Here is a 24,871-nt window from a genome sequence, read left to right as displayed (position 1 = left end):
GCAGCGCACAGAAGCGCTCTACAAGTAGTCCATGATCGGTATCCCCGGGTACACCCTGACAGGCCTCATCCACGAATCCGCTGCGTCGACCGTATACCGAGGATACCGCAACGAGGACCGGGCCCCTGTCGCGGTCAAGCGCCTCAGGAACGAGCGCCCGGCGCCGGCCGAGATCGCGAGGCTTCGCTACGAGTACGCCATCGCCAAGGAGCTCGCGCTGCCTGGCGTGGTTCACGTCCTGGGCATCGTGAAGATCGGGGCGAGCCTGGCGCTCATCATGGAAGACGCCGGGGGCTGCACGCTCCATGAGCTCATCACGGCGCGCTCCCTCACCCTCAAAGACGCGCTCCGGATCGCGATATCCATCGCGAGCACGCTCGAATCCATTCATCGGGGCGGCGCGGTTCACATGGACATCAAGCCGCAGAACATCATCGTCGAACCGTCCACGTGGAACGCCAAGATCATGGACTTCGGCAGCGCCACCCGCCTCTCCCAGGAGGCACAGCGGCCGAGGAGCCCCGCCGCCTTCGAGGGCACCCTGGCGTATATGTCCCCGGAGCAGACCGGGCGGATGAACCGCGTTATCGACCTGCGCACGGACCTCTACTCCCTGGGGGTCACCCTGTACGAGATGGTCACGGGCAAGCTCCCTTTCCCGACGAAGGATCTCCTGGAGCTCGTGCACTGCCACATCGCCAGGCTCCCGCCGCCGCCGGCGCGGGTCTCGCCCGACGTACCGCGCTCCGTCTCTGACATCATCATGAAGCTCCTGGCGAAGAGCCCCGATGATCGGTACCAGGGCGCCTACGGGCTCCGGATGGATCTCGCCGAGTGCCTCACGCAGCTCGAGGCGGCGTCGGCGATCGAGCCGTTCACGCTCGGGCGCCACGATTACGTGGACGCGCTCCGGATCCCGCAGAAGGCCTACGGCCGCGAGGCGGAGCTCGCGGTCCTCGAAGGCGCGTGGCGGCGCGTCAGCCAGGGCGCGAGCGAGCTGCTCCTCGTGTCCGGCCACGCCGGTATCGGCAAGTCGCTCCTCGTCGGCGAGATCCAGAAATCCATCGCGCAGGGCAAGGGGTACATCGTCGCTGGCAAGTTCGACCAGATCAACCGGACCGTCCCCTACGCGGCCGTGGCGCATGTCTTCCGGGAGCTCGTCCGAGCCCTGTTGACCGAGCCCGCGGAGGCGCTCGCGCTGTGGAAGGAGCGAATCGCGAACGCCGTCGGGCAGAACGGCCAGCACCTCGTCGACCTCATCCCCGAGCTCGAGCTCCTCCTCGGCCCCCAGCCCGGCGTCGAGCCGCTCGGACCGACCGAGGCGCAGGCCCGCTTCCACCTCGCGTTCCGGAAGTTCTGCAGCGCCATCCCCGCCCAGGAGCACCCCCTCGTCGTCTTCCTCGATGACCTGCAATGGGCGGATCCGGCCTCGCTCAAGCTCCTCGAGCAGCTCCTGACCGAGCCGGAGATCAAGCATTTCCTTGTGATCGGCGCGTACCGCCACAACGAGGTCGACGAGAGCCACCTGTTCTCGATCACCCTGGGGGAGCTGCGCAAGGCCGGGGTCGCCGTCGGCGACATCGACCTCAAGCCGCTCGAGCTCCCCGTCGTGACGCGGCTCCTCGCCGACACGCTCTCCTGCGACCCCGAGCGGGCCGAGCCGCTCGCGCGTCATGTGATGAGCAAGACCCACGGCAACCCGTTCTTCATGAACCAGTTCATGAGGGCGCTGCACGCCGAGAAGCTCGTCTCCTTCGATCCGGCCCGGCGCGAGTGGACCTGGGATCTGCCGCGCATCCAGCAGATGAAGGTCACGGACAACGTCGTCGACTTCATGGCGGGCAGGCTCCTGGAGCTCGATGGACGCGCGCAGCGCACCCTCATGCTCGCCGCGTGCATCGGTTATCGCTTCGACCTGAAGACGCTGGCGAGGGTGGCCGACAGGCCGCGCCGCGAGGTGGCAGGCGAGCTGTCGGCGGCGCTCCGCGAGGGGCTGATCCTCGCCGTCGGCGCGGACTCCAGGTTCTTCGACGCGGCGCTGAGCGGCGCGATGACCGGCGAGGCGGACGAGCCGGAGCTCGCGCTCGACGCCGCCTACCGGTTCTTGCACGACCGGGTCCAGCAAGCGGCCTACCGGCTCCTCGACGAGCCCCGCAAGCAGGAGATCCATCTCCAGATCGGGAGGCTCCTGCTCGCGGACAGCGAACCTGGCGGCATGGAGGGTGAGGTCTTCGAGGTCGCGACCCACATGAACCTCGGCATGCCGCGGATCACCGATCCGGGAGAGCGCGTCGCGCTGGCGCGCCTGAACCTCGAGGCGGGCAGGAGGGCCAAGTCCGGCGCGGCGTACGAGGCGGCCGCGGGCTACTTCGAGGCCGGCACGAGCGCGCTCGGCCCGGAGCGCTGGGACGAGCAGCACGATCTCACCTTCGCGCTGACCACCGGGCTCGCGGAGTGCCTTTGCCTGACAGGCCAGTTCGACGCCGGCGAGCGGCTGTTCGACGCGCTCCTCGAGCGCGCGAGATCCCCGCTGGACGGCGCGCAGGTCCGCAACCTGCGCATGTCGTTCCACCTGATGCGCGGCGACCTCTCCGAGGTCGTGCGGTGCGGCCTCGAGGCCCTCGCGCTGCTCGGGGTCGACATCCCCGCGGCGGCCGAGGAGCAGCGCGCGCTGCTCGGCAGAGAGCTCGAGGCGATGCAGGCCCACCTCGCGAGCCGCCCGATCTCCGCACTTTTGGGGCTGCCCACCGTCGCCGATCCAGAGAAGCAGACCATCCTCCGTCTCCTCGCCGACATGACGCAGCCCGCCTCCGCGCTCGGGCTGCCGGTGCTCGGTCCGCTCACGCTCATCATGCAGATCAACCTCGCGGTGGAGTGCGGCACCTCGAGCACCACGGCGTACGCGTGCGTGCTCTATGCGGCGCTCCTGATCGACGGCGTCTTCGAGCCGAGGACCACCGACGACCGGTACAAGGAAGCCTACCAGTTCGCCAAAGTCGGTATCGAGCTGAACGAGCGGATCCCCAACCAGCGCATCACGTGCATGCTCCTCCTGACCTTCGCGTGCATTCTCCATTTCTTCGAGCCGCTCCGGGACACGGTGAAGCTCCTGGCCCGCTCCCGGCAGGCCGGCCTCGAGTCGGGAGATCTGGCGTACGCGTCGTACTGCTGCATTCACATGATCTCGGCGAGCCTGAGCCTCGGCGACGATCTCGGCGGGGTGGCCGGCGAGATCGAGCAGGATCTCGCGCTCATGCGGAAGACGAACGACAAGCTCACGACGCTCATCCTCACGTGCGCAAGGCAGGTCGTCGCGAACCTCACGGGCGGCACCGCCGGGGCGCACACCCTGAGCGACGGCACCTTCGACGAGGCCGCCTTCGCCAGCATGATCTCGGTCCCGGAGCTCACCTATGTGGCCGCCTGGTACCACACGCAAAAGGTCCAGCTGGCCTATCTCCACGGCGACCACGGCGCCGCGCGCGCGCTCATGGCCGCCGCGGAGAAGATGACCGCCGGCTGCGTGAACAACTTCTGGGCGACCGAGCTCGTCTTCTATTCGTGTCTGATCCTCGCCGCCTCGTGCGACGGCGCGCCGGCCTCCGAGAGGGAGCGGCTCGTGGCGGCGCTGTCGACGCACCGGGAGAAGCTCGCCCGCTGGGCCGAGCTCTGCCCCCGGAGCTACGCGCACAAGCATCTCCTCGCCGAGGCGGAGATCGCGCGCATTTCGGGCGGCGACCGGCACGCCGTGGCGCAGCTCTATGACAGGGCGATCGAGGGCGCCGAGGAGGCCGGGTTCACGCGCGACCAGGCGCTGGCGAGCGAGCTCGCCGGGAAGTTCCACCATGCGAACGGCCTCACCCGGAGCGCGCGCGCCCACATGACCGACGCCCACCACGGCTACATGCAGTGGGGTGCGACCGCCAAGGCGGACCGACTGGCGGCCGAGGTGCCGCAGCTCGTGCAGAAGATCGCGCTCACGTCGGCGCCGCCTGGCATGCTGGAGCACGCCCGGGCCGCGGTCCAGACCACCTCGACGACGAGGCTCAGCACCAGCGTGCTCGACGTCGAGGCGGTCATCCGGGCCGCTCAGGCCATCGCCGGCGAGGTCGTCCTCGAGAGCGTGGTCAGCCGGCTGCTCGACATCGCGATCCAGAACGCGGGCGCGAAGAAGGGGGTCCTCGTCCTGGAGCGCGATCATCAGCTGATGATCGAGGCGTCCATCTCCGTGGATCCGAACGCGGTGAGGGTCGGCCTGCTGCTCCCCGTCGAGGGCAGCGCCGAGGTCCCCGCCTCGATCGTGCAGTACGTCGCGAGGACGATGCAGCCGGTGGTCCTCGCGGACGCGAGCCATGAGCCTCGCTTCGCCGCGGATGCGTACGTCGCCGCGAACAACCCGAGATCGATCCTCTGCCTGGCGATGGTGCACCAGGGGCGCACGAACGGCGTTCTTTATCTGGAGAACAACACGGCGACCAACGTGTTCACGCCGGCCCGACTGGAGCTCTCGAAGCTCCTCCTCGCGCAGGCGGCGACCGCGGTGGAGAACGCCGTGCTCTACGCGAACCTGCACAGGCGCACGGAGTCGCTGCGCGTCGCCGAGGAGCAGCTCAGGGTCGAGTTCTCGGCGCGGGAGCAGAGCGAGCACGCGCGCGCCGAGCTCCAGGAGGAGATCATCCGCGTGCAGAGCGCCCGCCTGGCGGAGCTCTCCACGCCCATCATCCCGATCACCGACCGGATCATGGTCATGCCCCTCATCGGGATGATGGACCGGCAGCGGGCGGAGCAGGTTTTGAGCACGGCGCTCCAGGGGGTCGAATCGAGCGGCGCCGAGGTCGTGATCATCGATATCACCGGCGTGAGGACGGTCGACGGCGACGTCGCGAGCACCCTGATGAACGCCGCCGTCGCCCTCCGGCTGCTCGGGGCGCAGGCGGTGATCACGGGCATCCGCCCGGACGTCGCACAGACGCTCATTCGCTTGCAGATCGACCTGGGCGCGGTGGTCACGCAGGGGACGCTCCAGAGCGGCATCGCCTATGCCCTGCAGCGGGTGGGGAGCCGCGGCGCGCCCCTCGGAACGCGCGCGCGGTGAGGGGCGGCCGGGGCGCTCTCAGTGCGACGGCGGCCCGCTCTCGGGCACGCTCTCCGCGCCGAGCGGCCTGGCCCTCGACCTCCGGAGCGACCGCCCCTCCAGCGGGTCGGCGAGCGCGGGCCTGACCGCGGCCGCGATGCGCTGCTGGATCGCGCGGGCGACGTGCGCGACGTGGGGCGGCTCCATCATCGTGAAATGGTTGCCAGGCACCACCTGGAGCGCAAACTCCCCTCGCGCGAGGTCCATCCAGGCATGGACGGCGGCCGCGTCTTCCGGGCTGATCTGCTCCCGCGCGCGCAGGAACAGGACGCTGGCGTCCGTCGGCTGCGGCGCGTAGCTCGAGAGCGCCTGCCACGTGCTCGTGACCTCGGCGCGGAGCCGCGCGTCGTCCTCCATGGCCGCCATGAAGCCGCGGTATCTCTGCGACGCGATCGCCTGGATCTTCGCCATCTCGTGGCCCAGGGCGCTCGCCGGAGAGCGGTCGCTCGCTCCCTGTACGCCGCCCGTGTCCAGCAGCAGCAGCAAAGGCACCTTGCGCCCCTGCGCGAGCAGCTGCTGCGCCATCTCGTACGCGACGACGCCGCCGGCCGAATGCCCGCCCAGGAGGTACGGACCCTCGGGCCTGACGCTCAGGATCTCCTCCACGTACCGGGCCGCGATCGCGGGGACGGACATGGCGCTCATGAGGCTCGGCTCGCTCGGATCCGCCCCGGTGGGTTGAATCCCGTAGACGGGCAGCTCGCCGCCCAGGCGCTGCACCAGAGGGCGATAGAGGTGGACCGTGCCGCCGAGCGGCGGGATCAGGAACAGCGGCGTGGCGTCCGGCGCCCCCGCCTGCAGCGAGACGAGGAGCTGTCCGGCAGCGCGCCTGGCCGTGAGGACCGCGGCGCTCCCGCTCCGCTGCGTCATCGCGGGGCTCAGGGGCGCCGGCGAGCTCGGAGGCAGCGCTTCCCGGACGCGCTCGGTGAGCACCGCGACCGAGGGAGGCCCGGACGACGCCGGCGGACTCCAGATCTTCGACGGCAGGGATCGCTCCGTGGCCGGGCCCACGGTGCAGGGGGCGTCGAGCACGTGAGCGGTGCGCTCGAACGGGTACGTGGGGAGCGGCACGCGCCTCCGGCGCTCGTCCCGGGAGAACGCGGCCCAGTCCACGTCGACGCCGGCGCACCAGAGCCGGCCCACCGCGGCGAGCAACGCCTCGAGGTCGCCGGCGCCCTCGCCCGGGCCCGCCAGGGTGGTCGCGACCCGTCGCTCCGCGTCCGGGTGCCGCGACGCCACGGAGGCCAGGGTGGAGCCGGGCCCGACCTCGAGGAGGGCGCGATCGGCCGACGCGAGCAGCGCGGCGATGCGATCGTCGGGGCCAGCGGGGCTCGTGGCCTCCTCCTCCGCGCGCCCGCGCAGCGCGACCCGCGCGACCGCGTCGTCGAGCGAGAGCGTCCCGGCGACGCACGCGGCGGCGACCTCGCCCACGCCGTGCCCGAACAGCGTGGCCGGGCGGATCCCCCACGACATCAGGAGCCGCGCCAGGGCGACCTCGGTCGAGAAGAGGGCGGCCGCGCGGAGGCGTGGAGAGCCGAGCTCCCCTTCACCGCGTTCACCGCGGGCGCGCCCCTGCGCCTCGGGGAAGAGCCAGTCGCGGAGGTCGACCGACAGCTCGCGGCGGAAGAGCTCGGCGCATTCGTCCAAGCTCTCGCGGTAGGCGCGCTCCTGCAGGTAGAGCTCGCGCCCCATGCCGGCATGCTCCGCGCCCGTGCCGGGGAACATGAAGACGACCTCCGGCGGCCGCCTGCCGGCGACCTGCGTGAAGACGCGGGCGGGGTCGCGCCGATCGAGGAAGGCCGCGCCCGAGGCCGGATCCGCGCACACCACCGCGCGGCGGTGCGCGAAAGGCACCCTGCCGCGCTGCAGGGTGAACGCCACGTCGGCGAGCGAGCGCTCCGGCGCGCGCCGCAGGTGCTCGGCCAGCCGATCGGTGCTCCTCTCGAGCGCGGCGCCTGTCTTCGCCGAGACGACCAGCAGCTGGCAGCGCCTGGACGGGCCGGACGGCGCCGTCTCCGGCGCCTCCTCGAGCACGGCGTGCGCGTTCGTGCCGCCGATGCCGAAGGCGCTCACCGCGGCGCGGCGCGGGGCTCCGCCGCGCTTCCACGCGCGCGGCGCCGAGTTGACGAAGAACGGGCTGCTCGCGAGATCGAGCTCGGGGCTGGGCCGGCGGAAATGGAGCGTCCCGGGGATGAGCTCGTTCTCCAGCGAGAGCGTCGCCTTGATGAGGCCGGTCACCCCGTTCGCCGCGCGGAGGTGGCCGAGGTTGCTCTTCACCGAGCCGAGCGCGCAGAAGCCGACCTGATCGGTCGCCTTCCGGAACACCCGCGCCAGCGCGGCCACCTCGATCGAGTCGCCGAGCCGCGTGCCCGCGCCGTGCGTCTCCACGTACGTGATGCTCTCCGGGCTCACGCCGGCAGCGGCGTGGGCCCGCGCGAGGGTCTCGACCTGCCCCTCCAGGCTCGGCGCCGTGTAACCCACCTTGAGCGCGCCGTCGTTGGTGACGGCGGATCCGCGGATCACGGCGTGGATCGTGTCGCCGTCGTCCAGCGCGTCCTTCAGCCGCTTGAGGACGACGAGGCCGACACCGCTGCTCGCCACGATGCCGCTCGGCTCGGCGTCGAAGGGCCGGCAATGGCCGTCGGGCGAGGTGACCCGGCCTTCCTCGTAGAGGTAGCCGATCCTCTTCGGCGTGAGGATGCCGACGCCTCCCGCGAGGACCATATCGCTCTCCCTGGTGACGAGGCTCTGGCAGCCGAGGTGCACGGCGACGAGCGACGTCGAACAGGCCGTCATGACGCTCACCGCAGGCCCCCGGAGCCCCAGCTTGTAGGCCACGCGCGTGGTCAGGGAGTCGGTCACGTTCCCGGTATAGATCCGGTGGTGCTCCGAGTTCGGCGCGGCCGGAAGCGGCCCGACCTGCTCGATCCAGTAGCTCGGCGCGTCGCTCCCGGCGAATACGCCGATCGGCTTCGGGTAGGCGAGCGGGTTGTAGCCGGCGCTCTCCATCGCCTCCCAGGCGCATTCGAGGAAGACGCGCTGCTGCGGGTCCATGAGCACGGCGTCCTGCGCGCTGTAGCCGAAGAACGCCGCGTCGAAGCACATGACGTCCTCGATCACGCCGGCCGCCGGAATGAACCCGGGCGACCGGTAGAGCTCCGACTCCACGCCGAGCGCCTTCAGCTCCTCGATTGAAAGGAAGGAGATCCCCTCGCCCCCGCCCTTGAGCATCGACCACAGCGCGTCGACGCTGCGCGCCTTCGGGAAGCGACCCGCCATTCCGATGATGGCGATGGCGTTCTCGGGGAGCGCCTCCCGCGCGGGCGCCTCGGTCGCGGGGGCCGCGGCGCCGCGCTCGCGCCCGGAGGCCGCGCTCTCTCCCGGGGCGGCCGCCCGAGAGCCCCTCTTCAGACGTGCAGAGAGGCTGCGGATCGTCGGGTACTGGAACAGCTCCATGAGGGGCACGTCCTCGCCGAGCCGCGCCCGGATCCCCGCGCGGACCCGGGCGAGGAGCAGCGAGTGACCGCCGATCTCGAAGAATGGATCGTCGAGGCCGACCTCGTCGATGCCGAGCACCTGGCGCCAGATCTCGGAGACGATCACCTCGATGTTCGAGGCGGGCGCGGGTGGCTCCGCCCGCGGCTCGGGTCTCGCGCGATCGTCGGCCGGAAGGGCCGCGATATCGACCTTCCCGTTCGCCGTGAGCGGCAGCGCGTCGAGCTTCACGAAGGCGGCCGGAACCATGTAATCGGGGAGCTTCGCCGCGGCGAGCTCGCGCAGGCCTTCAGGCATGACGCGCGCCTTCTGCCTCCGGAGAGGGCTGTTCGCGAGCGACCGGGCCGGCGAGGTCTCCCCGGGCCGCGCCTGGACCCAGGCGCGCGGCCGCGGCGCGCCGCGCTCCGAGCGTTCGAAGAGCACGTCCATGCAGCCTGGGCCCGAGGTCCTCGACGCGGTGATCCGGACCGAGCAGCCGAGGCGCGCGCCGAGCGCCCACAGCGCCTCCGGCTCGACCGCGGCCGCCGCGCTCCGAGCAGCGATATCGGCGCGGTCCAGCTCGGCGCCGCCCCCTTCCCGCAGCCGGCTCGCGGCGACCACGTCGGCGACCACGCGCGCGTTCGGGATCCCCAGGACCAGAAGCGCGCCGGAGCCCCCCTCGCGCAGCGCTCGCTCGACGCCCGCGAGGCCCTCCGAGGCAGCCCAGTCCAGGGATCGGTCGATGGTGATGGGCTCGGGCGCCACGCCCACGTGCAGGACCACGTCATAGCGGAAGCGCGTCATCTCGTCGGCGTCCGAACCCCGCTTGAGCCAGCACTCCACGTGCTCCACGCCCGGGACCTGGCCGGGCAGCGCGTGAAAGAGCTCGGGCGCGAGGACGAGCTCTTCCTCGCCGAGGGCCGCCCGCCGCGCCCGGGCAAAGAGCTCGGCCGAGGTCACGCCCGCGGGCGCGCGGTGAAGCTGCACCGAGGTGTGAAACGCCTCGAGCAGGGGAAGGCTCCTGATGTCGCCAAGGAACACGACGCCGCCGGGCGCCGCCGCGCGCACGGCGCCCTCGATCACCGAGCGCAGGTAATCGGCGCTGGGGAAATACTGGACGATCGAGTTCAAGACGATCACGTCGAAGCTGCCCGGCTCGACGCCGCTGAAGTCGTTCGCCTCCCGGCGCTGCAGCGACACATGCGAGAGCGTGCCGCGCGCGAGCTCGGGGCGGAGCAGCGAGATCGCCTTCTCCGAGAAATCGGTCCCCAGGTAGGCGGCGCACTGCGGGGCCAGCTGCAGGAGCAGGAGCCCCGTCCCACAGCCGATCTCCCATGCCCGGCGCGGCTGGAACGAGAGGATCCGCTCGACCGTGTGATCCCGCCATGCGCGCATCGCTCCGGCGTCGATGGGCTCTCCGGTGTAGCTGCTGTTCCAGCCCGTGATGTTGAAGCCCGGATCCACGCCGGTGCCGGCCTTCCCGTAGGTGCCGTCGTACAGCGCCTGCCACGCCGAGACGTGCTCCGCTTGCAGGGCCGGGGCCTGATCCGCGGCGCCGCCGTCATCGAGGCGAGGGATGACGTAGGCGACGAGCCGCTTGTTGCCCGGCGCATCTTCCCGCGCCACCACGACGGCCTCTTCCACGGCGGGGTGCTCTCGCAGCACGGCCTCGATCTCGCCGAGCTCGATACGGTAGCCGCGGATCTTCACCTGGTTGTCGACCCGCCCCAGGAACTCGATGTTTCCGTCAGCGAGCCACCGGGCGCGATCGCCGGTGCGGTACATGCGCGCGTCCGGCTCGTCCGTGAACCGGTCGGGGAGGAACCTCGCCTCATTGAGCTCGGGCCGGTTCAGGTACCCGCGGGCGACGCCGGCGCCTCCCAGGTAAAGCTCGCCGGGGACGCCCACCGGGACGAGCTCGCCGCGCGGATCGAGGAGGTAAACCCGCATGTTGTCGATGGGGCGGCCGATCGACGGGTCGGGGGTCGCAGCCCCGCTGCTCGGCACGACACAGGAGGTCGCGACGACGGTCCCCTCGGTCGGACCGTAGTTGTTCACGACCTCGAAGGGGAGCCCTGCGCCTGGCCAGACGCGGAGCTTGTCTCCTCCGGTGAGCAGGTACCGGAGCGCGACGGAAGCAGGCCAGTCGAGGCGCAGGAGCTCCTCGGCCACCGGCGTCGGCAAGAACGAGACGGTGATCCCTCGCGCGAGGAGCCACGTCTTCAGCTCGTCCGGGGAGCGGCGGAGCGGCTCCCCCGGGATGAACAGGCACGCTCCCGCGCACAGGTACGGCCAGAGCTCCCATACCGACGCGTCGAAGCCAGGGCTCGCGACGAGGGTCGCGCGATCCGCGGAGGTGACGGCGAAGCGCCGCACGTGCCACGCGACCAGGTTCATGAGGCTCCGGTGCTCCACGAGCACGCCCTTCGGGCGGCCGGTCGAGCCCGACGTGTAGATGGCATAGGCCAGATCCCGGGGGCCCGCGCACGTCGGAGGGGGCGACCCGTCGCGCGCTGCCATCTCCGGCCAGTCGGCGTCGAGGCGGATCACCGCGCCTGCGAACGGCGGGAGGCGATCGGCGAGGCGCTCCTGCGTGAGGAGCACCGGCGCCCCGGAGTCCTCGAGGAGGAACGCCAGCCGCTCTCTCGCGATCTCCGCGTCCACAGGGAGATACGCCGCGCCCGCCTTGAGGACTCCGACGATCCCGATCACCATCTCCAGCGAGCGCTCCGCGCAGATCGCGACCAGGGACTCGGGCGCGACGCCCAGCTCGAGCAGGCGGCGCGCGAGCTGGTTCGCCCGGCGATCGAGCTCCCCGTACGTGAGCGAGCCGCGATCGGACACGACCGCTGCGGCGTGCGGCGCGCGCGCCGCCTGCTCCTCGAACAGATCCAGGACGCAAAGGTCGCGAGGGAAATCGGCGCCGGTGTCGTTCCAATCGACGAGCAGCCGGCGCCGTTCGCGCTCCGGGAGCAGCGGCATCGACGAGACGGAGCGCGCGGGGTCCGAGGTCGCGGCGGCGAGGAGCGTGAACAGGTGAGTCAACATCCGCTCCATCGTCGCCCGCTCGAAGAGGTCGGTGCTGTACTCCAGCATCCCGGCGACGCCCCCGGCGCTCTCCCAGGCATAGAGCGAGACGTCGAAGATCGTCTTCCTCGTGTCCGTGTCGATGGCGCGCGCCTCGATCCCGCCGAGGTGGAGCTCGCGCTCCGCGGGCGGCTGCGGCGCGAACACGATCTGCACGAGAGGGCTGTAGCTCGGGTCGCGCTCCGGCTGGAGCTCCTGGACGAGCCGCTCGAACGGGAGCCCGTCGTGCGCGTAGGCGTCCAGGCACACGCCCCTCACGCGGCGGAGCAGCTCCTCGAACGACGGCCCACCGGAGACGTCGATCCGGATGGGGACCACGTTGACGAAGAAGCCGATCGCCGCCTCGAGATCGGCGTGATCCCGGCCCGCGCTCGGCAGGCCGACCAGGACGTCGTCGCGTTGCGTTGTGCGGTGGAGCAGGACGGCGAACACGGCCAGGAGGACCATGTTCACGGTCACGTTGTTTCGCGCGCCGAGGTCCCGGACCGCCCTTCCGACCTCCGGATCGAGCTGGAACGGGAGGGTCGCGCCGCGGAAGGTCTGGACCGCCGGCCGGACGTGATCGCTCGGCAGCTCGAGCAAGGGCGGCACGTCGAGGAGCCTCTGCTTCCAGCCGGCGAGCAGCTCCGACAGGACCTCTTCGGTCATCTGCTCGCGCTGCCACGAGGCGAAATCGGCGTACTGGAGCGGCGCGTCCGGCAGCGCCGCCGGAGCCCCCCGGCAGAAGGCATCGTAGAGCGCCGCGATCTCACGGTAAGCGACCTCGAGCGACCAACCGTCGACGGCGATGTGGTGGATGTGCAACCAGAGGACGTGATCCCGAGGCCCGAGCCGGAGCAGCCCTGCGCGGAAGACGGGGCCGCGCTTCAGGTCGAAGATCCTCTGGGCTTCCGACGAGAGGTGCTGCTCCGCCTGGGCCTCGCGCTCCTCCCCGGAGAGGTGCTGGAGATCCACGACCTCGAGCCGGAAGGCGGCGTCCTCGGCGACGATCTGGACGGGCTGGCCGTCGAGCTCCGTATAGACCGTGCGCAGGATCTCGTGTCTGCGGACGAGCTCACGGAGGCTCCTGTCGAGCGCAGGGACGTGGATGTCTCCGGCGAGGCGGAAGGGGCAGAAGCAATTGTAGGCCCTGCTCTCCGGCGCGAGCCGGTGGAGGAACCACATGCGCTCCTGCGCGAACGACAGGGGGATCGATCCCGCCCGGGCGCCTCTCGGAATGGCCTGATCGCCCCGAGCCGCGGCGCGCTCCTCTCCGCTGATCAGCGCCGCGAGCGCGGCGATGGTCGGGTGGGCGAAGAGCTGCTGGAAGGTGACGTCGATCCCGAAGGCGCCGCGCAAGCGGGAGAACAGCCGGAGCGCGTGCAGCGAGTCGCCGCCCAGCGCGAAGAAGCTGTCGTGAACGCCGGCGTGATCGACGCGCAGGAGCTCCTTCCAGAGGTGCGCCAGCTCCTCTTCCAGCTCGGAGCGCGGCCCGAGGAGCGCGCCCCGGAGCTCCGCACGAGCGCTGCTCGGCGCGGGCAGCGCCTTGCGGTCGAGCTTCCCGTTCGGCGTGGTGGGGAGCGACGCGAGCAGCACGATCGCGGACGGGACCATGTAGCTCGGCAAACGGCTCTCGAGAAAGGCGAGGAGCGCCGGAGCCAGCACGCGCTCGTCGCTCGCCGGGTCGCCCTGGCTCGTCCGGTGAGGGACGGCGTAGGCGACGAGCGTCTTTTCTCCGGGCGCGTCTTCGCGCGGCACAACGATGGCCTCGCGTACCTCGGGGTGCTGGGCCAGCACCGACGCGATCTCGCCCACCTCGACGCGGTGGCCGCGGATCTTCGCCTGGTCGTCGACCCGACCGAGGTACTCGAGGTCTCCCGACGGGAGGTAGCTCGCGAGATCACCTGTCCTGTACAGGCGAGCGCCTGGGTCGTCGCTGAACGGGTGCTCGATGAACCGCTCCTGCGTGAGCTCGGGCCGACGGAGGTAGCCGCGCGCGAGGCCCGCGCCGCCGACGTGAATCTCTCCGGGGACGCCGACAGGGACGAGCGCGCGGTTGCGATCGAGGAGGAGCACCTGCGTATCGGGGACCGCGCGGCCGATCCTGCTCGACCAGGGCCGCTCGAGATCGGACAGGCCGACAGGGCGGTAGGTGACGAACATGGTGGTCTCGGTGGGTCCGTAGAGGTTGAGGATCGCGGGCACCCTGTCGCCGTGGCGCTCCCACCACGGCTTCAGCGCGGTCACGTCGAGGGCCTCACCGCCGCAGATCACGAGCCGGAGCGCGAGTCGCTCTCTGGCCTCCGGCTCGATCGTCTCCTCGGCGTGGACGAGCAGGCGGAACGCCGACGGCGTCTGGGTGAGCACCGTCACCCCCTCCTCGCCGAGGAGCCTGTAGAACAGCTGCGGCGCGTGGATCACCGGCCGCGGCACGACGACGAGGCGACTGCCGTGGAGGAGCGCGCCCCAGATCTCGAAGACGGAGATGTCGAAGGCGAACGAGTGGAACGTCGTCCACACGTCCTGATCGCCGAAGCGGAACCATCCGGCGGTGGTGTCGAACAGGCGAAGGACGTTGGCGTGGCTGACCATCACGCCCTTGGGCTTCCCGGTCGATCCCGAGGTGTAAATGATGTACGCGAGGTTCTCCGGACCCTCGTTCGGCGAGGGCGCCACCTTGTCCTCGGGCAGTCGCTCGATCATGGCCCGATCCGCGTCGAGGCACACAACCCTCGCGCTCCCGCTCCGGAGCCGGGAGGCAAAGCGCTCCTCGGTGAGGATCACGGGGACGCCGGCGTCTTCGAGCAGGAAGGCGAGCCGGGCCTCCGGATAAGAGGGATCGAGCGGGACATAGGCGCCGCCGGACTTGAGGACGCCGAGCAGCGCCACGATCATCTCGAGCGATCGTTCCAGGCAGACGCCGATCGGAACCTCGGGCCCCGCGCCGCTCTCCCGGAGGAGGTGGGCTATCTGGTTGCTCCTTCGATCCAGCTCGGCATAGGTGAGACGCTGCCGCTCGAACACCACCGCCACCGCGGACGGGGCGCGCCGGGCGTGCGCCTCGATCCGCTCGTGCAGCCGATCGCGCGGCGGATCGAACACCTCGCCGCGGTTCCACGCGAGCAGCGCACGGCGCTCCTCCTCGGTCAGGACGGGCAGGTCCGAGACGCGCTGCTCCGGGTCGCCCGCCGCCCCGCGCAGCAGCACCGCCCAGTGCCCGAGCAGCCGCTCGACCGTCTCGCGCTCGAAGAGGTCTCGATTGTAGTCGGCGCGCGCGAAGAGGCCCGCATCGGTCTCCTCGACGCGGACGGCGAGCTCGAAGGCCACCTCGGTCGCCTCGAGCGCCACCTCCGTCAGCGTGAGCAGAGGGCCTCGCTTCGGCTCCAGCGTGCTCGGCTCGCTGGAGAAGGTGGCCTGGACGAGCGGTGCGCGGCTTGGATCCCGCGGCAGCGAGAGCTGCTCGACAAGAGAGGTGAACGAGAGATCCCCGTTCTCGCTCCCCTCCTGCAGGGATCGGCGCACCTGACGCAGGAGCGCGCGAAAGCTCGGATCCGCGCCCAGCCTGCCCCGTACGGTCACAAGATTACCGAATGCGCCGATGAGGCCTCGGGTCTCCTCGTCTCGTCCGGACAGCGGAACGCCGATGAGGACGTCTTCCTGGCCGGTATGGCGGTGGAGCACGGCGTGCATTCCCGCAAGCAGGACGGCGTCCAGCGCCACGTCCTCCTCCCGGGCCAGCGCGCGGAGCTCTCGCGCGAGCTCCTGATCGAGCGCGCACGCCACCGAACCTCCCGCGAAGGTCCGCACCGCGGGCCGCGGCCGATCCGTCCGGATCTCCAGCGCGTCCGGTGCCCCCGAGAGCTCGCGACGCCAGTGCGCGAGCTGCCTGTCGAGGAGCTCGGCGGTCCTGTGCTCCCGCTGCCGCCGTGCGTGGTCCTGGTAGCGTATCGGCGGCGCCGGCAGCTCGACGCCATGATAGCCGTCGAATAGCTCCGAAAAGAACAGCGCCACGCTCGGTTTGCCGTCCGAGAGGAGGGGGTGCATGGAGATCGCGATGAGGTGGCGCCTCGAATGCACCCGGATGAGGCTCACGCGCCAGAGGGGGCCGCGCTCCGGATCGAGGGGCAGAGCGATCTCCCGGCGGGCCATCGCGAGCGCGGATCCATCGGAGGCGGGCTGCCCCGCGGCGCCGAGATCCACCTCGAGGAAGGTGATGTCTGCCCGCGGCGAGACGACCTGCACCGGCTGCCCCTCGCGCTCTGCGAAGGATGTCCTCAGGATCGCCTGACGCCCCGTGAGCTCCTCGATGGCATGGACCAGCCTGGGCACATCCAGCTCGCCGTCCAGCCACGCCGCGCCCCCTTCGTTCAAGCCCGGCGCGGCGCCTCCGCCCCGGCCGAGCAGCCAAGCACGTTCTTGCTCCAGAGAGAGCGGGGAATAGGAAATTTCGTTCATCGCGGATGACCTCCTTGTTGCTGATAGGGGTCGGTTGCATCGATGCGCGTGGAGCAACCGCGCGCCGCGTCGAACGTTCGACGCGCGCACACCTGTGCGCACACCGTGCTTGCTGATCTGTCGTACGCTCTTCAGACATCAGGGCCGCCTGGTCACCTGGGCACGAGGAACAGGCGCCAAGCGGGGCCAAAGGTTGAAAAATGCAGAAAAATACTAAATCGATGTCGGCCGCATCGCGAGGGGCGCGATGCACACGCTCCGCAGTATGAAGTATGGACACCACGACGCCAGTTTGTATTTGGGAGCATGCGGGTGCTGGCGATTGATGGACCTTGTCTGGATTCCGGGATCCCGACCTCGCGCCTGCTCTTGTGGGCCGATAGACAAATCCGGCTTCCGTCTCACGCTGAGTTGGTCCTCTTCCCCACCTTCGGGGCAGCTTCCAGCGCATCACGTCAGAATCGTGCTCGCGGCAGCCGTCGACACGCTCGGTCCTCTGCTGTGCAGGTGGCCGAACCCGCCGCGCCACGCCCGCGGAGCCCGACGGACCGACCCAGCCGTCGCTGCACGCCGCGAACACGTGGTTTGCCGCTTGCTGGTCAGCTTGACGGGCTTACTTATACGACGGCGAGGCACCGCAGCGCGGGCCAGGACGAGCGGTGGATCCGCCAGATATGCTTGAGAGCGGCGTTCCGAACCTCGATCGGCTCCTCGGCGGCGGCGTCCCCGAGGGCGACGTCATCCTCGTCATGGGGCCGCCCGGGTCGGGAAAGACGACGCTCTCGTTACAGATCGCCTTTCGCGCCGCGTCCTCGAACAAGAACGTCGTGTACGTCTCCACGCTCTCGGAGCCTCCCGCCCGGCTCGCCCGGCACCTCCGGTCCTTCTCGTTCTTCGACGAGAGCAGGATAGGAAAGCAACTCTTCCTCTTGCACGTTTATCCGATCATCAAGGAAGGGCTCGACCGGACGCTCGACGCGCTCATCGTGGCGGTGAAGGACCATCGGACGAGCCTCCTCGTCATCGACGGCCTCGACACGATCCGCGACCTCCATGCCGGGACCGCTCAGATCCGGACGTTCATCTACGAGCTCGCCGTGGCGCTCGCGGGGCTCGAATGCACAACGATCATCACCAGCACCGGCAGCGGCCGGCTCGAGCCGGGCGCGGGGATGTCGCCCGAGCTCACGATGAGCGACTGCATCATCCTCCTGGCCCAGATCAACGTCGGCACCCAGGCCATGCGCACCGTCCAGGTCCAGAAGGTGCGAGGGCGCTCTCCGATGCTCGGCATCCACACGATGCGGCTCGATCCCGGCGGCGTGAGCATCTTTCCACGCATCGAGGCCCTCACGGCGCCTTCCGACAGCGGCCTCCACCAGGAGCGGCTGCCGCTCGGGCAGGTCGAGCTCGACAAGATGCTGTCGGGAGGGCTGCCCCGCGGCAGCGTGACGCTCCTCGCGGGCGCCCCCGGGACGGGCAAGACGCTCGTGGGGTTGCAGTACATCCTCGATGGCGCCGGACGAGGTGAAAAGGGCCTCATCGTCGGCTATCGAGAGTCGCCGAGCCTCCTTATCGACAAGGTGCGCGCCTTCGGCATGGATCTGGCGACCCCTGTCGAGCAGGGCCTCGTCCGCGTCCTCCATCGCGTCCCGATCGACACCGGCGCGGACGAGCTGCTCTGCGAGATGCTGCGGGAAATCGAGGACTTCGGCCCCAAGCGGCTCGCGCTGGACAGCATCGCCGAGATCGAGCAAGCCGTGCCCGACGAGCGGCGCCGGCGCAGCGTCCTCACCTGCTTCGCGGAGGTGCTTCGAACCCGTGACGTGACGGCGCTCGTCACGCGGGAGATCAGCCAGGTCACCGGCCCGGAGCTCGAATTCTCCGACTCTCCGCTGGCGAGCCTGGGCGAGAACTTGATCCTCCTCCGATACGTGGAGTTCCGCAGTGAGCTCTACCGCATCCTCTCCATCCTCAAGATGCGCGACACCGCGCACGACCGCACGATCCGGCAGTACGAGATCTCGAACGACGGCCTCCACGTGCTCACCGTCATGGAGAGCGGCGAAGGGGTCCTCTCGGGGATAGCCCGCATGCCCTCGGAGATGCGGGTGAAGCGCTCGGCGCCCTCTTCCATGGGAGGGCCCCCGTGATGAGCCCGAGCCCCGATGCGCTCGAGGTGGCGCGCAGGATCATGCAGCACGAGATCGGGGAGCGCGAGGCTCCCGAGGAGATCGCGCGGGGCGTCGAGGGCTGCTTTCAGCGCCTCCACGAGGCGCTGCGGAACATCGTCGGCGTGGCGGGGGTCGAGGCGCTCGTCGGGCGCGCGGTCCACCTGGCGCAGCCGGAGCACGGCTGGCTCGAGACCGCCGTCGTTCCGGCGAGGTCGAACGTGGTCTTCGAGGGGCTGGCCGGGCGCGTCGAGCGCGAGGGCGCGCCGGCCGTGATCGACGGCATGACAGCCTTGCTGGCGCACCTCATCGGGCTGCTCTTCACGTTCATCGGCGATGAGCTCACGCTGCGGATCGTCCAGCGGATCTGGACGGAGGTGCCGCGACTTGGAGAGAGCCGTGGATCCTCCACCACGGGGGGCAAGTAGATGAGCACGACCGGAGATACGCCGTTCACGCGTCTGTCGACCGGGGTCCCGGGCCTCGACGACGTGCTCGGCGGGGGGTTGCCCGAGTACTCGTTCAACCTGATCGCGGGCGAGCCGGGGTCGGGGAAGACGACGCTGGCCCATCAGATCATGTTCAGCAGCGCGACGGCCGAGAGGAGAGCCCTCTACTTCACCGTCCTCGGCGAGCCGGCCCTCAAGATGCTGCGCTACCTGCGGCAGATGTCGTTCTTCGACGCCAGGAAGGTGGGAGATCCCATTCGCTTCGTGGATCTGAGCCAGGAGGTGCTCCAGCAGGACCTCGGCAAGGTGATCGACAGGATCGTGCAGATCGTGAAGGAGACGGAGCCCGCCATCGTGGTGGTGGACTCCTTCCGCACCGTCGTTCGCGCGCGGGTGCTGCGCGAGGCGGGCGAGATGGAGCTGCAATCGTTCCTGCAGCGCCTCGCGCTTCATCTCACGAGCTGGCAGGCGACGACCTTCCTCGTCGGCGAGTACCTCGAGGCGGAGATGCAGGACAACCCGATCTTCACCGTCGCGGACAGCATCTTCTGGCTCAGCCAGAGCAGGGAGCGGAACTCCATCGTCCGCAAGCTCCAGGTCATGAAGCTCCGCGGCCAGGCGTCCATGCCTGGGCTCCACACCTTCCGGATCGACCGCGACGGCCTCCACGTCTTCCCGCGCGTCCTGAAGAGGATGGCGGAGAGCGAGAGGGTCGACTCGAGCCACCGCGTCTCGAGCGGCGTCCCCGGGCTGGACGGGCCGATGGGCGGCGGGATCCCCCTCGGGGACACCATGCTCGTCGCGGGGCCCTCGGGCTGCGGCAAGACGTGCCTCAGCACCCACTTCGTCTCGGGCGCGACCCCGGAGGAGCCCGGCGTCCTCGTGGTCTTCGAGGAGCACCCCAAGGATTACATCGCTCGCGCGGGGGAGATGGGCTTCGACCTCGACGGCCTGGTGAAGCGCGGTGCGCTCAGGATCATCTCGCTCCGGCCCCTCGACCTCTCGGTCGACGAGACGCTCCAGGAAGTACAGCAGGCGGTCATGGAGATGCGCGCCAAGCGGCTCGTGATCGATTCGCTCACGGGGTTCGAGGTGGCCCTGGCGCCGGCCTTCCGCGAAGACTTCCGGGAGTCGCTCTATCGCATGATGGGGGCCTTGACGGGCGCGGGCGTCACCATCCTCATGACCGTCGAGGTCACCGAGTCGTTCCACGAGCTGCGCTTCAGCCCCCACGCTGTCTCGTTCTTGACCGAGAACATCGTCATCCTGCGCTACGCGGAGATCAACGGCGCGCTGAAGAAGGTGCTCTCGATCGTCAAGATGCGGAGGAGTTATCACTCGGCCGAGCTGTACGAGTTCGCGATCACCTCGAGGGGGATGGTGATCAAGGAGCCGCTCACACAGTACCAAGGCATCTTGACCGGGGAGCCGAAGCTGCGCGCGCAGCGCGAGCGCGCGGCGTATCCAGGGCTCACCGAAGAGGAGGACATGCTGCTGCAGCTCCTCCTGGAGGCGAAGGAGGCCACGCAGGAGGAGATCACCGCCGCGCTCGGCTGGAGGGGCGCGAAGCTCGGCAGTGCGCTCGATCGGCTGGTCAAGCTGAGCTACGCCATCACGGTCGTCGAGGAGGGCAAGACGATCTACCGGCCGCTGGCGCGCGCGCTCGGCCGAGAGTAGAGGAGGGGCAAGGCTGGGGAGATGAATCCGCTGCGGAAGGCGAAGAGACCGTCCGAGCGGAGGGCCGCGCTGCCGGGCACCGAGGCCCTCCTGCGCCGCGCCGCGGAATCCTCGCCCCTGCCGACCGCGTTCACGGGGGGGCCGAAGCACGTCGTGCGCTACGCGAACCGGGCGCTCTGCCAGCTCATGCAGAGATCGCCTGAAGAGATGAAGGGCGAGCCGCTCGTCACACTCCTCCAGGACGCCGGCACGCTCGCCGAGATCGAGGACCGCGTCCATCGAAGCGGGCTCACCGATCTCGCGAGCGATCTCGTCTATGCCGCGGGGGGGCGGACGGGCCATTGCCTCGCTGTCGTGTCCCCCGTCCTCGACGGGCGGGCATGCTCACGGGGCCTCTGCGTGCGCCTCATCGACACGACGGCGCAGGTGACGGCGAGCATCGAGCTGGCCCAGATGGCCGCCGAGGTGCGACAGGCCAACGAGGCGCTCGTCCTCGCCGGGCTCCGCGAGCATCAGCTCGCCGAGCGCGCGACGCAGCTCTACCAGGAGGCCCAGAGCGCCACGCGCGCCCGAGAGGATCTCGTCGCCGTCGTCTCTCACGACCTCAGGGCCCCTCTGAGCGCGATGATCATGAGCATCGAGCTTCTGAGAGGGGGGGCGGACTTTAGTGGAAGGTCGCGCGAGCGACTCGACGTCATCAAGCGATCCGCCGAGGGGATGAGCCGCCTCATCCGGGACCTGCTCGATGCCGCGGCCATCGAGGCCGGACGTCTCTCGGTCGAGCGGCGCCCGATTCCGCTCGCGCCGCTCGTGGGCGACGCGGTCGACGCCATCCGGCCGCTCGCGGCGGCCAAGCTCCTGCGTCTCACGAACGAGCTCGCGGCCGACCTCCCCGCCGTCTCCGCCGATCCGGTGCGGCTGCAGCAAGTCCTCTCGAACCTCCTGGAGAACGCCGTCAAGTTCACGCCGGCGCGCGGGGAGATCACCGTCCGGGCACGATCCCTCGGCGACGAGGTGACGCTCTCCGTGACGGACACCGGGCTCGGGATCGCACAAGAGGACATCCCGCTGATCTTCGATCGTTTCTGGCAGGCCCGCCCCACCGCCCGCGCGGGTACCGGGCTCGGGCTCTCCATTGCGAAGGGGATCGTCGAGGCTCACGACGGCCGGATCTGGGTCGAGTCCAGCGTCGGACGGGGCAGCGCGTTCTTCGTCACGCTGCCGGTCGCGGAGACACCCGCCAGCGGCGGCGGCTGATCCGCGCCCAGGCGCTCGTCCCACGGAATGATCTACAACGAGCCAAGGGCGAAGTGGGCCTGCGGCCCGCCGAGGCCAGTTTTGCGCACTGCGTCGCGCCCGAATGCGCTCCAGGGTCCCCGCGACCTCGCCAGCTGACGCCCGCGATGCCGCCCGATCCGCTCGTCGCGCACACCGCATCGCGCTGCGGGCCGGCTTCTTCTACTTACGCGCTGCGCCGCGCTTCGGCGGCGGCTCTGCCACGGCCCGCCGCTCGTGCATCCGGCGGGCCAGGTCGGCGGCGCCTCGGCCCGGAGCCAGGGGCTTGCGCAAATTTCGGTGCCAGGCATTGTGCCGGTGCGACGGGCCCTTGGCACCGGGCGAAACCTTTCCAACAATCCCGACCCGTTCAACCCTCGAGAATACAGTGGAAACGCAAAATTCTACCATCATCTACACGAAGACGGACGAGGCGCCGGCCTTGGCCACCTATTCGCTCCTCCCGATCGTCGAGGCGTTCACGAAGGCCGCCGGGGTCCGGGTCGAGACGCGCGACATCTCCCTGGCGGGCCGCATCCTCGCCAACTTCCCCGAGCGCCTGACGGACAACCAGAAGCTAGGCGACCACCTGGCGGAGCTCGGCGAGCTGGCCAAGACGCCGAACGCCAACATCATCAAGCTACCGAACATCAGCGCCTCCATCCCGCAGCTCGTGGCCGCCATCAAGGAGCTGCAGCAGCAGGGCTATGCCGTGCCGGACTATCCCTCCGATCCGAAGACGGAGGAGGAGAAGGCGGTCAAGGCGCGTTACGCCAAGGTGCTCGGCAGCGCCGTGAACCCCGTCCTGCGCGAGGGCAACAGCGATCGTCGCGCCTCGCCCGCCGTCAAGGACTACGCCAAGAAGCACCCGCACTCGATGGGCGCGTGGAGCCGCGACTCGAAGAGCCACGTCGCTCATATGTCGGGCGGTGACTTCTACGGCAGCGAGAAGTCCGTCGTTGTCGACAAGGCGCAGGAGCTGAAGATCGAGCTCGTGGCCGGCGGCAAGACGACCGTGCTCAAGGCGAGCGTCAAGGTGCAGGCGGGCGAGGTCGTGGACGCCAGCGTGATGAGCGCCAGGGCCCTCCGCGCGTTCTACGCCGAGCAGGTGGCGGACGCGAAGAAGCAGGGAGTGCTGTTCTCCCTGCACCTGAAGGCCACGATGATGAAGGTCAGCGACCCGATCCTCTTCGGGCACGCCGTCAGCGTGTTTTATGCCGAGGCGCTCGAGAAGCACGCGGCCACGCTGGCCAAGGTCGGCTTCGACCCGAACAACGGCATCGGCGACCTGTACACGAAGATCCAGGGCTTGCCGGCAGACGAGAAGGCGGCGATCGAGGCGGACATCAAGGCCGTCTACGAGCAACGCCCGACGCTGGCCATGGTCGACTCCGACCGCGGCGTCACCAACCTGCACGTGCCCTCCGACGTGATCATCGACGCCTCGATGCCGGCGGCCATCCGCTCCAGCGGCAAGATGTACGGCACGGATGGCAAGCTCTACGACGCCAAGTTCACGATCCCCGATCGCTCCTATGCCGGCATCTACCAGGCGACGATCGAGTTCCACAAGCAGTACGGGGCGTTCGACCCGCGCACGATGGGCACCTCGCCGAACGTGGGGCTCATGGCGCAGGCCGCGGAGGAGTACGGCTCACACGACAAGACCTTCAAGATCGCCGAGAGCGGCACGGTGCGCGTCGTCGACGCCTCCGGCAACGCCCTGCTGGAGCAGGAGGTCGAGGCCGGCGACGTCTTCCGCGCTTGCCAGACGAAGGACATCGCGATCAAGGACTGGGTCAAGCTGGCCGTCTCCCGCGCGCGCGCCACGGGCGCCCCGGCGGTGTTCTGGCTGGACGAGAACCGCGCCCACGACAAGAACCTGATCGCCAAGGTCAAGGCCTACCTGTCCGAGCACGACACCAAGGGCCTGGAGCTCCCGATCAAGAGCCCTGTGGAGGCGATCAAGTTCACGCTCGGCCGCATGAAGGAGGGCAAGGACACCATCAGCGTCACCGGCAACGTGCTGCGCGACTACCTGACGGACCTGTTCCCGATCCTGGAGCTGGGCACCAGCGCCAAGATGCTCTCCATCGTGCCGCTGCTGGCCGGCGGCGGCCTGTACGAGACCGGCGCCGGCGGCTCGGCGCCGAAGCACGTCCAGCAGCTGCAGAAAGAGAACTACCTGCGCTGGGACTCGCTCGGTGAGTTCCTGGCGCTGCAGGTCTCGATCGAGGACCTCGCCAGCAAGACCAACAACGCCAAGGCCAAGGTGCTCGCCAAGGCGCTGGACACGGCGATCGGCCTGTTCCTCGAGAACAACAAGAGCCCCGCGCGCAAGGTCGGCGAGATCGACAACCGCGGCAGCCACTTCTACCTGGCGCTCTACTGGGCGCAGTCCCTCGCCAAGCAGACCGAGGACAAGGAGCTGGCGGCCAAATTCGGCAAGCTCGCCCAGACGCTGACGGACAACGAGTCCAAGATCGACGGCGAGCTGATCGGCGCGCAGGGTAAGCCCGTCGACCTCGGCGGGTACTACCATTTCGACGACAAGAAGACGTTCGCCGCGATGCGGCCGAGCGCCACGCTGAACGCGGCCATCGACGGCTTCTCCTGAGCCGCGCGGGGTCCCCGCCGAGCGCGCGTGTCCACAGGCGACGCGCTCGGCGGTCGCGGCCGTTCAACCACCGTACGATCGACTCACGCCTCCGTGTCGGTGGTGCAACGCACGTCCAGCGATCTCCGACCGCAATGGTTTCGCGGGTTCTTGTCGCTCGCGCTGGCGTACGAGGGGGCAAGTTCCGGGCGACTTGTCGCGCCTTATGAGAAGAGAATGAACGCAAAGGCGCAAAGACGCAAAGACGCAAAAAGAGATGTGGGTTCAATGGAGGAGAACGATGTCGCCGAGGTCGTGGTGGACGCGGCGATCGAGGTCCATCGCACGCTGGGAGGGCCTGGGTTGCTCGAGTCCGTGTACGAGGAGGCGTTCGCCTTTGAGCCCTCGTCGCGAGGGCTGAACCGTCAGAGGTCTGCAGCCGTGAACGCCAAGCTCACTCTCTCTGCCTTTTGGCGTCTTTGCGTCTTTGCGTCTTTGCGTTAATTCTCTTCCCGTGAGACGCCACAGCACGCCCGGAGCTTGCCGCGCCCCGGCGCCCGACCTCGACATGGAG

General features: G+C 69.7%; 8 protein-coding genes. 7 read left to right on the top strand and 1 reads right to left on the bottom strand.

Annotated elements, in window-relative coordinates; all coding sequences use genetic code 11:
* The first annotated feature begins 31 nt into the window (after positions 1-31).
* A complete protein-coding gene (locus WME97_RS36215; protein WP_437544530.1) occupies positions 32-5,095 on the top strand; it encodes a protein kinase domain-containing protein in 5,064 nt (1,687 codons plus the stop codon).
* A gap of 18 nt (positions 5,096-5,113) precedes the next feature.
* Here the strand turns inward: WME97_RS36215 and WME97_RS36210 are convergent, their stop codons facing one another.
* Complete coding sequence (locus tag WME97_RS36210; RefSeq protein ID WP_437544528.1) at positions 5,114-16,129, bottom strand: amino acid adenylation domain-containing protein; 11,016 nt, start codon at positions 16,127-16,129, stop codon at positions 5,114-5,116.
* 674 nt (positions 16,130-16,803) lie between these two features.
* Between WME97_RS36210 and WME97_RS36205 the strand changes: the two genes are divergently transcribed.
* From WME97_RS36205 to WME97_RS36180, 6 genes are all read left to right on the top strand, one after another.
* Positions 16,804-18,282, top strand: coding sequence for an ATPase domain-containing protein (locus WME97_RS36205; protein WP_437544526.1), 1,479 nt, complete (start codon positions 16,804-16,806; stop codon positions 18,280-18,282).
* Positions 18,279-18,728 (top strand): hypothetical protein, encoded by a 450-nt coding sequence (locus WME97_RS36200; RefSeq protein WP_437544524.1) that lies wholly within the window; start codon positions 18,279-18,281, stop codon positions 18,726-18,728. Before WME97_RS36205 ends, WME97_RS36200 begins: the two co-directional genes overlap by 4 nt.
* Positions 18,729-20,426 (top strand): ATPase domain-containing protein, encoded by a 1,698-nt coding sequence (locus tag WME97_RS36195; RefSeq protein ID WP_437544522.1) that lies wholly within the window; start codon positions 18,729-18,731, stop codon positions 20,424-20,426. It begins immediately after the preceding gene.
* 21 nt (positions 20,427-20,447) lie between these two features.
* Entirely contained in the window at positions 20,448-21,683 is a 1,236-nt protein-coding gene (locus tag WME97_RS36190; protein WP_437544520.1) for an ATP-binding protein, read from the top strand.
* Positions 21,684-22,089: 406 nt separating this feature from the next.
* Positions 22,090-24,318, top strand: a complete 2,229-nt coding sequence (locus WME97_RS36185; RefSeq protein WP_437544519.1) for an NADP-dependent isocitrate dehydrogenase — start codon at positions 22,090-22,092, stop codon at positions 24,316-24,318.
* A gap of 216 nt (positions 24,319-24,534) precedes the next feature.
* Positions 24,535-24,801 carry a GxxExxY protein gene (locus tag WME97_RS36180; RefSeq protein ID WP_437544517.1) on the top strand — a complete coding sequence of 89 codons (267 nt, stop codon included), beginning with the start codon at positions 24,535-24,537 and terminating at the stop codon, positions 24,799-24,801.
* The last annotated feature ends 70 nt before the right edge of the window (positions 24,802-24,871 follow it).

It is taken from the genome of Sorangium sp. So ce367, assembly GCF_051520455.1.
GTDB lineage: Bacteria > Myxococcota_A > Polyangia > Polyangiales > Polyangiaceae > Sorangium > Sorangium cellulosum_B.
This window is presented reverse-complemented; position numbering and strand designations above follow the sequence as displayed.